This is a genomic window from Halanaerobaculum tunisiense, from assembly GCF_054657635.1.
In genome coordinates, this window is sequence record NZ_BAAHYI010000010.1 from 80,523 (window position 1) to 91,109 (window position 10,587).

At 36.2% G+C, this 10,587-nt stretch carries 9 protein-coding genes and 1 pseudogene; 8 read left to right on the plus strand and 2 right to left on the minus strand.

Annotated features, from left to right (window positions below; all coding sequences use genetic code 11):
• Nucleotides 1-2 precede the first annotated feature (2 nt).
• The 6 genes from ACYQ3D_RS09650 (at nucleotide 3) to ACYQ3D_RS09675 (ending at nucleotide 8,534) form a co-directional block, all read left to right on the plus strand.
• Nucleotides 3-1,805, plus strand: a complete 1,803-nt coding sequence (locus tag ACYQ3D_RS09650; RefSeq protein ID WP_459838150.1) for an NADH-ubiquinone oxidoreductase-F iron-sulfur binding region domain-containing protein — start codon at nucleotides 3-5, stop codon at nucleotides 1,803-1,805.
• 32 nt (nucleotides 1,806-1,837) lie between these two features.
• Entirely contained in the window at nucleotides 1,838-3,658 is a 1,821-nt protein-coding gene (locus ACYQ3D_RS09655; RefSeq protein WP_459838151.1) for an NADH-dependent [FeFe] hydrogenase, group A6, read from the plus strand.
• A gap of 264 nt (nucleotides 3,659-3,922) precedes the next feature.
• Entirely contained in the window at nucleotides 3,923-4,321 is a 399-nt protein-coding gene (locus tag ACYQ3D_RS09660; RefSeq protein WP_459838152.1) for a secondary thiamine-phosphate synthase enzyme YjbQ, read from the plus strand.
• Between the two features lie 104 nt (nucleotides 4,322-4,425).
• Entirely contained in the window at nucleotides 4,426-5,187 is a 762-nt protein-coding gene (locus ACYQ3D_RS09665; RefSeq protein ID WP_459838153.1) for a histidinol-phosphatase HisJ family protein, read from the plus strand.
• 90 nt (nucleotides 5,188-5,277) lie between these two features.
• The gene (gene typA / locus ACYQ3D_RS09670; RefSeq protein WP_459838154.1) at nucleotides 5,278-7,092 is read left to right on the plus strand and encodes a translational GTPase TypA; all 1,815 of its coding nucleotides are present in this window, start codon (nucleotides 5,278-5,280) and stop codon (nucleotides 7,090-7,092) included.
• 260 nt (nucleotides 7,093-7,352) lie between these two features.
• Nucleotides 7,353-8,534 (plus strand): pyridoxal phosphate-dependent aminotransferase, encoded by a 1,182-nt coding sequence (locus ACYQ3D_RS09675; protein ID WP_459838155.1) that lies wholly within the window; start codon nucleotides 7,353-7,355, stop codon nucleotides 8,532-8,534.
• Nucleotides 8,535-8,563: 29 nt separating this feature from the next.
• Here ACYQ3D_RS09675 and ACYQ3D_RS09680 read toward each other — a convergent pair whose 3' ends face one another.
• Both ACYQ3D_RS09680 and ACYQ3D_RS09685 read right to left on the minus strand, forming a co-directional pair.
• Nucleotides 8,564-9,040: a sporulation membrane protein YtrI gene (locus ACYQ3D_RS09680; RefSeq protein WP_459838156.1), complete on the minus strand. Its 477-nt coding sequence runs from the start codon at nucleotides 9,038-9,040 to the stop codon at nucleotides 8,564-8,566.
• Nucleotide 9,041: 1 nt separating this feature from the next.
• The gene (locus tag ACYQ3D_RS09685) at nucleotides 9,042-9,353 is read right to left on the minus strand and encodes a YtrH family sporulation protein (RefSeq protein ID WP_459838157.1); all 312 of its coding nucleotides are present in this window, start codon (nucleotides 9,351-9,353) and stop codon (nucleotides 9,042-9,044) included.
• A gap of 591 nt (nucleotides 9,354-9,944) precedes the next feature.
• Between ACYQ3D_RS09685 and coaD the strand changes: the two are divergent.
• Together coaD and ACYQ3D_RS09695 are read left to right on the plus strand one after the other, a co-directional pair.
• Nucleotides 9,945-10,108 (plus strand): annotated as a pseudogene (gene coaD, locus ACYQ3D_RS09690) (pantetheine-phosphate adenylyltransferase); the annotation flags it as partial.
• Between the two features lie 37 nt (nucleotides 10,109-10,145).
• Complete coding sequence (locus tag ACYQ3D_RS09695; protein ID WP_459838158.1) at nucleotides 10,146-10,568, plus strand: MaoC family dehydratase; 423 nt, start codon at nucleotides 10,146-10,148, stop codon at nucleotides 10,566-10,568.
• The last annotated feature ends 19 nt before the right edge of the window (nucleotides 10,569-10,587 follow it).

Below are 10,587 nucleotides of genomic sequence, written 5' to 3' on the forward strand. Positions count from 1 at the left end.
GTATGGAAAATAAATATAAATTATTAGTATGTGACGGGACAAGTTGTAATTCTTCAGTTGGCCCGGAGATTTATCGTTCCTTAATAGAGGAACTAGAAGCAGTTGATCTTGCTAGTCAGACTAGAGTAATTCAGACTGGTTGTTTTGGGTTTTGTGATCAAGGGCCAATTGTTGTAGTCTGTTCTGCAGATAACCAAGAAGAGATTTTTTACTGTCAAGTAGAGGTAGAAGATACTACTAAAATTGTTAATCAACACCTTAAAGATGGGGAAATTATAGAAGATCTATTATATGTAGATCCTAAGACAGAAGAAAAGATTGCGGAATACCAATCAATTGATTTTTATGAGTATCAAAACAGGATTGCTCTTCGTAATTGTGGGCAAATAGATCCGGTAGAGATTGCTGATTATAAATCTAATGATGGGTATGTAGCTTTAGAGAAGGTTTTAACGGAGATGGAACCGCAGGATGTAATTGCTGAGATTAAGAAATCTAAGCTACGTGGTCGAGGTGGAGGCGGTTTTCCTACCGGAGTGAAGTGGGAATTAACGGCTGAAAATCAAGAAACCCCAAAGTATATTATCTGTAATGCTGATGAAGGAGATCCAGGAGCTTTTATGGATCGGAGTATTTTAGAAGGGGATCCGTATAGTGTGATTGAAGGTTTAACTATTGGAGCTTATGCTATTGGAGCTAATCAAGGATATGCTTATGTCCGAGCTGAGTATCCTTTAGCTGTAGAGAGATTACAAGAAGCTATTAAAAATGCTAGAAAAGCAGGAATGTTAGGAGAGAATATTCTAGATAGTGGATTTGATTTTGATTTAGAGGTTAAGATTGGAGCAGGAGCTTTTGTCTGTGGGGAGGAAACAGCTTTAATTACTTCAGTAGAAGGATATCGGGGTGACCCGCAAGCTAAACCTCCTTTTCCCGCTCAGAGTGGATTATGGAGCCAACCAACATTAATTAATAATGTAGAAACGTTAGCTAATATTCCGATTATTATTGTTCAGGGAGGCGAGTGGTATAATCAATTTGGAACTGAGGATAGTGCGGGAACTAAAGTGTTTGCGCTAGCAGGAGATATCAATAATATAGGATTGATTGAAGTACCAATGGGGACTAGTTTGCGAGAATTAGTTTTTGATTTAGGAGGCGGTATTCCCGAGGGTAAGGAGTTTAAAGCGGCTCAAACTGGAGGACCATCAGGTGGTTGTTTACCGCCGGATAAGCTTGATATTTCTCTAGATTATGACACTTTAGTAGAAGAAGGTTCTATGATGGGGTCAGGGGGATTGATTATTCTCGACGAGACAAATTGTATGGTTGATGTAGCCCGATTTTATCTAGACTTTACTCAAGATGAAGCCTGTGGCAAATGTGCTCCTGGCAGAATTGGTACTAAGCGGATGTTAGAAATACTAAATAGGATTACAGCCGGAGAAGGAAGTAAGGCAGATTTGGATTTGTTAGAGGAGTTGGCCCAGCAAATTAAAAAGACAGCTTTATGTGGTCTTTGTAAATCTGCTCCTAATCCTGTTTTAAGTACACTGAAAAATTTCAGGGATGAGTATTTGGCCCATGTAGAGGATAAGTATTGTCCAACAGGAGTTTGTGACGGTTTAGCTAAATATGAAATTGATCAAGATACTTCTATAGCGTGTGGAAAATGTGCTGAGGTATGCCCTGTAGATGCTATTAGTGGAGATGAAGAGAAAGGGTATAGAATTGATCCAAAAACTTGTATAGCGTGTGGAAAATGTGCTGAAGTATGTCCTGTAGATGCTATTTCTCAAGCATAACTGGGGACCATTATTTTAAGGGAGGTTACGAGATGGTAACTGTAACAGTAGATGAACAGGAAGTTGAAGTAGAAGAGGGATCGAAGGTACTTGATGCTGCTAAAAAGTTAGGAATTGAGATTCCTACGTTATGTTATCTGGAAGGAGTTAATGAGCCAGCTGCTTGTCGAGTCTGTGTAGTAGATGTAGAAGGAGAAACTGGATTACAGCCTTCTTGCGAATACAAGGTAAAGGATGGTTTGGTAGTCAGAACTAATACACCTGAAGTTTTAAATGCTCGCAAGACTGCAGTAGAATTATTATTATCCGATCATCCTTTCGATTGTTTAACTTGTGAGGCTAATCAAAACTGTGAACTACAATCTATAGCAGATAGATTTGGGATTCGGGAAATACCTTTCCAAGGAGAAAAGAATGAATATCCAGTTGATGATTTATCTCCTGCTTTAGTTAGAGAACCTAGTAAATGTATTAATTGTAGAAGATGTATTAGAGTCTGTGATAATATCCAGGAAGTACATATCTATGATGTATTAGAGCGAGGTTTCCCAGCAGTTGCTGGTCCTGCTTTTAGTGATAGTCTATTAGATACTCCTTGTATTGCTTGTGGACAGTGTATTTTAGTTTGTCCAACTGGTGCTTTACATACTAAAGATAATAAACAGCAGGTTTGGAATGCTTTAAATGATCCAGACCAGCATGTTGTGATTCAGACAGCACCTGCTATTCGAGTAACTATTGGTGAATCATTTGGGATGGAGACTGGTAGCTTAGTAACTGGAGAGCTAGTAGCTGCTTTGAAGAGATTAGGATTTGATAAGGTATTTGATGATTGTTTTGGGGCTGATGTAGTGGTGATGGAAGAAGGTCATGAACTGTTAGAAAGATTAGAAAGTGATGAGCGATTACCGCAATTTACTTCTTGTTGTCCTGGTTGGGTTAAATTTTGTGAGAACTTCTATCCAGAGTTAATTCCTCATTTATCCTCCTGCAAATCACCTCAACAGGTATTTGGGGCTTTAGTAAAGACTTATTATGCTGAGCAAGCCGATATCGATCCGGAAAATATCTTTTCTGTTTCAGTGATGCCTTGTGTAGCTAAAAAATATGAAGCAGCTCGCCCAGAAATGAATGATAGTGGACAGGATAGAGATGTGGATCTTAATCTTACTACTCGTGAATTGGCTGAGATGATTAAAGAAGCAGGATTGGATCTAAAGAATATGCCTCAAGAAGAATATGATGAACCAATGGGTTATGCTTCGGGAGCAGGAGTTATCTTTGGTTCTACAGGGGGAGTTTGTGAAGCTACGTTACGTACAGTTTACGAAAAGATAACGGGAGAAGAGCTAGATAAAGTAGAACTAGAAGAAGTGCGTGGTAAAGACTTTAAAGAAGGTGAGATTGAGTTAGATGATGGGCGAGTAATCAAAGCAGCAGTTGCTAGAGGAACTGGTAATGCTAGACGTTTAATCCATAGATTACAGAATGGAGAACGAGAATATGATTTTGTAGAGGTAATGGCTTGTCCTAATGGCGGTTGTGTTGGTGGAGGTGGCCAACCAGTTTATGCTGGATATGATAGTTGGAGTCGGATGGGAGAAGATTATGTTAAACGAGCAGAAGGATTATTCCAAGCTGATGAAGATAAAGAACATAGAAGATCCCATACAAATCCTTATGTAGAACAGCTCTATGATCAATTTTTAGGTAAGCCACATGGAGAGAAATCACAGCAATTACTCCATACTGAGTATGTAGATCGTAAATTATATACTAGAGATAGATTACATGGTAGTAAACAATGTGACGAAGAAGAAATCCCTGATTGTAGACCAGGAGAGCAGACTTAATAGGTCAAGGTTAAGGTTGAGGCCAAGGTCGAGACTGAGGTTAAGGGCAAGATCGAGGGAAAAGGTCAAGGGTAAAAAGTACAGGAAGGAGACTTTCTTCTTCCTGTAACCTATATCCTACAGCTAGGAGGGAAGGATATGTATCTAAGTGTTATGTTATTAGGAGCAGCGTTATTTGTATCCTTGGTTTTAATTATTAAAAGCTAATTTGTCAAGCAGGAATTACTTATTTAAGTTAGAATATCTAATAGTTGAGGTGATACCATGTTACGAGAGTATAGGATACAGACTGACCAACAGGCTCAACTAATTGATATTACATCTCGAATGCAAAAAAATATTAATCAAGCTGGAGTGGAGACTGGGGTTTGTACAGTCTTTATTCCGCATACTACAGCAGCAGTAACAATTAATGAGAATGCTGATCCAACAGTTCAACAAGATATGCTAGCTAAGTTGGCTGATTTGATTCCTTGGCAGGATAATTATCAACATTTAGAAGGGAATTCAGCTGCTCACTTAAAAGCAAGTTTATTAGGTAGTTCCGAACAGGTGATTATTAATGATGGTCAATTAGATTTAGGAACTTGGCAAGGGATTTATTTGGCTGAATTTGATGGGCCAAGAACTCGCCAAGTCAAGGTTAAATTAATTGATGATTGAGAATTGAGAATTGAGAATTAAAAGACAAAATCAAAATTAATTATTATTTGAACTTAACTGTCAACTGTTAATTGTTAATTTTAAATTAGTTGAGGAGTGAAAAGATGTTAGTAGATTATCATACTCATTTATTAGGGCATCAGGATCGAACTGGGAGAGCTGAGGAAATTAGAGAGTTTTTGGAGCAGGCAGTAGCTAATAATCTAACCGAGCTAGGTTTTACTGATCATAATCGTTATTATGAAGAATTTGATTTTGAATTGGTTACAGATGTAGCCCAAGAATTTCCAGAACTTAAAGTCAAAAGAGGGATTGAGATGGATTATACTCCTGGCCAAGAGGAGGAAATTGCTGATTTTTTAAGTCAGTTTGAGTTGGATTATGTGATTGGTTCTATTCATTATTTAGATGATTGGATGTTTGATCATCCTGATTATCAGGAGTACTATTACAATTGGGATTTAACTGAGCTATATAAAAAGTATTTTTCTTATGTTGCCCAGGCTGCTGAATCTGGCTTATATCAAATCTTAGGTCACTTAGATTTAATTAAAGTTTTTGGTTATAGGCCTGAAACTGATGTTTTAGAGATTGTTAGGCCGGTACTAAAGACGATAGCTGAACAAGATTTAGTAATTGAAGTGAATACTAATGGACTCAATAAGCCAGTAGAAGAGATATATCCTAGTCGTAAAATCTTAGAAGCAGCTTATGAAGTAGGAGTTAAGGTAACTTTAGGGTCTGATGCTCATAGTGCAGAGCGAGTAGGAGAGAATTTAGCTCTGGTAAGAGATTTATTATTAGAAATAGGATATACAGAGATTGCTACTTTTACTGAGCAAAAGCGGAAATTAGTTAAATTATAAAATAATCTCTTTTTGGAATCATAATTGACAAGAGCTATAATATGTTATAATCTTAATTTGGAATTTTGTTATAAAATAAGGAGGAAATATATGATAGTTAGAGATGATATTCGGAATATAGCAATTATTGCTCACGTAGACCATGGTAAGACAACTTTAGTAGATGGGATGTTAAAACAGAGTGATGTTTTTCATTCTAAGCAACAAGTTCAAGAGAGAGTAATGGATACTAATGATTTAGAACGAGAACGAGGAATTACTATTTTATCAAAGAATACAGCTGTTAATTATAATGATACTAAGATAAATATTGTTGATACGCCAGGCCATGCTGATTTTGGTGGGGAAGTAGAACGTATTTTGAAGATGGTTGATGGTGTATTACTAGTAGTGGATGCTTTTGAAGGGCCAATGCCCCAGACTAAATTTGTTTTGACTAAAGCTTTGGAGTTGGATTTAAAACCGGTAGTAGTAGTTAATAAGATTGATCGAGAAGAAGCTAGACCAGCGGAGGTAGTGGATCAGGTACTGGATCTATTTATTGATTTAGGAGCTACAGAAGAACAGATAGAATTTCCAGTAGTTTATGCTTCTGCTCTAGAGGGTTATGCTAGAGAGGAGTTAACTTCTGATAATGATAATTTAGAACCTTTATTTAAGAAGATTGTAGAAGAAATCCCTGCTCCCCAGGGAGAAGTAGATCAGCCTTTACAAACAGTAGTGACTACTATTGAATATAATGATTATGTAGGCCGGATGGCTTTAGGAAAGATCAATCGTGGCCAACTACAAACAGGAGAGGAAGTAACTATTTGTAAAAGAGATGGTTCCCAAGAACAACGAAGGATTAGTAAAATGTATTCCTATCAGGGCTTAGGTAGAAAAGAGATTGAATCAGCTAAAGTAGGAGATATTGTAGCTATTGCTGGGATGGAAGGAATCGATATTGGGGAGACAATTGCTGATCCAGAAAATCCAGAGCCACTGCCCTTTATTGAAATAGAAGAACCAACAGTAAGCATGAACTTCCTGACTAATGATAGTCCAATGTCTGGCCAGGAAGGAGATTTTGTAACTTCTAGACAGTTAAAAGATAGATTAATGAAAGAATTAGAAAAAAATGTAGCTTTAAGAGTAGATGAATTAGACTCCGATACCTTTAAAGTCTCTGGTCGAGGAGAGTTACACCTAGCCATTTTAATTGAGACGATGCGGCGAGAAGGTTATGAATTCCAAGTTTCTAAACCAGAAGTAATCTTTAAAGAAGAAGCAGGAACTACCCTAGAACCAATTGAAGAAGCAATTATCGATATTCCTGAAGACTTTATGGGGGTAGTAATGGAGCAATTAGGAGAGAGAAAAGGCGAAATGAAGAATATGATCCATTTAAGTCAGAGTCGATTACGCCTTACTTTTGAGGTGCCTTCCCGAGGTTTGATTGGTTTTAGATCTCAATTTGTAACACAGACTAAAGGAGAAGGAGTACTCAATCACAGTTTCTCTCATTATGCTGCTTATTGTGGTGATCTGCCGGAAACTAATACTGGGTCTATAGTAGCAGATAGAGCCGGAGAAGTAACTCGCTATGGTATTTTTACCGCTCAAGAAAGAGGAGATATTTTTGTTGAGCCGGGAACTAAAGTTTATGAAGGGATGATTGTAGGTTCTAATGCTCGAGATCAGGATTTAGACATTAATATTTGTAAAAACAAGAAGTTAGATAATATGAGAGCTTCTGGTTCAGATGAAGCTATGGTCTTAACTCCAGCTATTGATCTAAGTTTAGAGGATTCTCTGGAGTATATATCCAGTGATGAGTTAGTAGAAGTAACTCCCGAAAACATTAGATTAAGAAAGAAAACATTAAATAAGAAGACTAGAATTAAGGAAGATAAAAGTAATTGATATAATGTGTCAGTGACACATTATATCAATAGTCGTGAGCTATGAGTTATGAGTCATGAGCAAATTCAAAATCATAAACACAGTTCAACTTCTTTAAATTAAATATAATAATTATAAGAGGCTAGATTTTGAATTTAAAGATTTTGAATTAGCAGATAGCTCATAGCACACCTTTCGGGTCTCACGACCACTTCATGATAAATCTACTCATGACTGTGTCACCTGTGATGACACAAACTAATAAGAAAGGAGTTAGCAAGATGGAGATATCATCGAGAGTGAGTCAGATTGATGCTTCGCCTACATTAGGGATTAGTGCGCAGGCTAAAGAGTTAGCTCAACAGGGCCAAGATGTAATCAGCTTAGGAGCTGGGGAGCCTGATTTTGATACTCCTGTACATATCAAAGAGGCAGCCCAGGAAGCTATTAGGGCGGGATTTACCAATTATACAGCTACAGTCGGGACTAAGGAGCTAAGAACTGCTGTAGTTGATAAATTCAAAAGCCAAAAGCAAGTTAGCTATACTAACGACCAGGTAATAGTTTCTCCTGGAGCTAAGTACGCTTTATTTTTAGCTTTACAGACTTTAGTAGATGAAGGAGATGAGGTTATCCTACCAGCTCCTTACTGGGTTAGTTATCCCCAACAGATTAAATCAGCAGGGGGCCAGACTAAAGCAGTGGAGACTAAAGAGGAAAATAATTTTAAGTTGACTGGGCAGGATTTTAAGAAGGCTATTACTCCGCAGACTAAAGTATTAATTCTGAATACTCCTAGTAATCCAACTGGTGCTATTTATAGTCAACAGGAATTAGCTGAGATAGCTGAGATAGCTGTCAAAGAGGAGATTATGATTATTGCTGATGAGATTTATCAGCAGATTAGTTATGAAGAAAAAGCAGTTAGTATTGCTTCTTTAGACGAAGAAATCAAACAACAGACAGTTATTATTGATGGAGTTTCTAAGGCTTATGCGATGACAGGTTGGCGGATAGGTTTTGCAGTTGGCCCGCAAGAGGTAATTGACGCAATGGCTTGTTTACAGAGTCATAGTACATCTAGTGCTAACTCAATTGCTCAACAGGCTAGTGTAGCTGCTTTATCTGGCCCGCAAGATGCTACAGAAAAGATGCGACAGTCCTTCCAGCAGCGAAGGAATTTAATTGTAGATAGGATAAATCAGATTCCTGGTTTTAAAGCTCAGAAGCCAGCTGGAGCTTTTTATCTCTTTGTGAATGTTAAGGAAGCTTTAAAACAAGAATTAGCTGGGCAAGAGGTAACGACTGATCAGGAATTAGCTAATCTGTTACTCCAAGAAGCAGGGGTAGCTACTATTCCCGGCTCTTTCTTTGGCAAAGAGGGGTACTTGAGAATGTCTTATGCAACTAGTGAAGAGGAAATTAAACAGGCAGTAGGGAAAATAAAAGACTTTGTAGGATAAAGATTAGGGCAGCTTAGGCTGCCTTATTTTTAATTATCTTTTTCTTTAGCTTGGACGGTAACTATTGATTGGGGTTGAATAACTAACCAGGTTACTTGGATTTGGTAACTTTTTTCTTCACTGATAATAACTCTGTCGTTAATAGTTTCAGCAATTAGCTGCCCATCTATTTGGGAGATGTTTCTACCTAGCAAACTATTGAGGATCCCAAAGAGTTTTTCTTTGAGTTCTTGTTTGGTATGTTTATCTAGCTCAGTCTGGATATTAATTTTTAGTTCCTGGACTACTGTTCTTTTTTCTTCTTGTAAACTTTCTTTTAGTTGTTTTAATTCAGTTTCTTGGGTGTTAATTGTAGCAATTAACTGTTTCTTCTCGTAAATTAACTGATCTAGTTGACTACCAATCCAGAAATTGATTAGACTCCCTCCGACAATTAATCCCAATAAAAAGCTAGCTAGCAGACGTACTAACTCTTTTTTAGTTAAGGCTAAAAAATTAACTTGCATTTTAATTGCCTCCAGTCAGCACAGTGATTAACCAAAGCCCTAATTGGGCTCCTAAAAAAGCTGTGGTAAGTAAGATGAATTGTTTAATGATTAGTAAGAATCTACCCTCTAGTAATCCACCTCCAAAGAGCTTTAAGTTAGGAAAAGTACCGCCAATAGCAGTTACAACTGCCCATAATTTTATTTCTTTTGCTAGTTCTAACATAATTTTAAGAGGAGGTTGATTACTTAAAGTACCTCCTAGACTACCAATGATTGCTCCACCTAAAACTACTCCTAATGAGGTAAAGAATATAATTAGTAATCTTTCCATTGCTATCACCTACAAAAAACTAAGAATCTATTTTTTAATTAATATATTTATTACAAATAGTTTTTGATTATTCTTATTCTGAGAATATTAATTTGTTTTTACTTTAAATTATCGGTTATGTATAAATAAATATACACTATAGATCAATGTATGTGAAATTATACACTTGTTATCAATCCCCATTATAAAAGGAAAGAGAGGTTCAAATAGTTTTTATGATCAGATATTATTTTAAAAATGTAGATTATCTTATACAAAATCAGGATTATAAATCAATTTAAGCTTAAATAAAAGGAAAAAAGAAGGATGAGTTTGCTAATTAGTAGTAATTTAGTAGTAATTATGGACTTTTTATGGGGTATTATACTATTTGGCATGATAGTTGCATTCATAGATAAGTGAAAAGTGAAAAAGATATCAATCTTTAAAGAAAGGGGGCACAATAGATAGAATAATAACTTTTAGAGGGAGGGTAGTTTAATGGAAAAAAAGCAGTTTATCCGGGAACATTTGACCCACCTACTAAAGGTTATATAGATATAATTAAGCGTAGTAATAAATTTGTTAATGATGAAAAGTGAGATCCAAAATTTATCTAATGTTAAAGTTGAGCTGCAGAAGGGGTATTAGTTGATTTTTTAAAGAAAAAAGAAACTAAATTAATTATTAGAGGATTACGTACTACATCTGACTTTGAGGAAGAATTTCAAATGGCTTTAATGAATAAAAAACTTGATCAAAGCATTAAAACTATTATGAAAGTATAGTTGAAAATTAGAAAGGAGAATAAAAATGTTAACAGGTAAAACTATTGATCAGTTAGAGGTGGGTCAAAAGGATAGCTTTACTAAAACAATTACTGAAGCAGATGTAGTTAATTATGCAGGAATAACAGGTGATTTTAATCCTGCTCATATTAATGAAGACTTTGCTCAAGATACAATGTTTGAAGGTAGAATTGCTCATGGAATGTTAGGGGCAGGATTGATTTCTGCTGCCTTAGGGACTAAATTACCTGGTCCAGGTGCTATTTATTTGTCTCAAAACTTGAATTTTGTAGCTCCTGTTGAATTAGGAGATACAATTACAGCTACTGTAGAAGTAAAAGAGAAACAGGAACAAAAAAATAGAATAATTATGCAAACAATATGTGTTAATCAAAATGGAAAAGAAGTTATTACTGGAGAAGCAACCTTAATGCCACCTAAAGAATAAATATAATAATTGATTTTAT

Coding starts and splice junctions, on each gene's coding strand:
- ACYQ3D_RS09685 (WP_459838157.1), bottom strand. CDS start 9,353: ATGGAAAGATTACTAATTATATTCTTTACCTCATTAGGAGTAGTTTTA.
- ACYQ3D_RS09650 (WP_459838150.1), top strand. CDS start 3: ATGGAAAATAAATATAAATTATTAGTATGTGACGGGACAAGTTGTAAT.
- ACYQ3D_RS09665 (WP_459838153.1), top strand. CDS start 4,426: ATGTTAGTAGATTATCATACTCATTTATTAGGGCATCAGGATCGAACT.
- ACYQ3D_RS09680 (WP_459838156.1), bottom strand. CDS start 9,040: ATGCAAGTTAATTTTTTAGCCTTAACTAAAAAAGAGTTAGTACGTCTG.
- typA (WP_459838154.1), top strand. CDS start 5,278: ATGATAGTTAGAGATGATATTCGGAATATAGCAATTATTGCTCACGTA.
- ACYQ3D_RS09695 (WP_459838158.1), top strand. CDS start 10,146: ATGTTAACAGGTAAAACTATTGATCAGTTAGAGGTGGGTCAAAAGGAT.
- ACYQ3D_RS09655 (WP_459838151.1), top strand. CDS start 1,838: ATGGTAACTGTAACAGTAGATGAACAGGAAGTTGAAGTAGAAGAGGGA.
- ACYQ3D_RS09660 (WP_459838152.1), top strand. CDS start 3,923: ATGTTACGAGAGTATAGGATACAGACTGACCAACAGGCTCAACTAATT.
- ACYQ3D_RS09675 (WP_459838155.1), top strand. CDS start 7,353: ATGGAGATATCATCGAGAGTGAGTCAGATTGATGCTTCGCCTACATTA.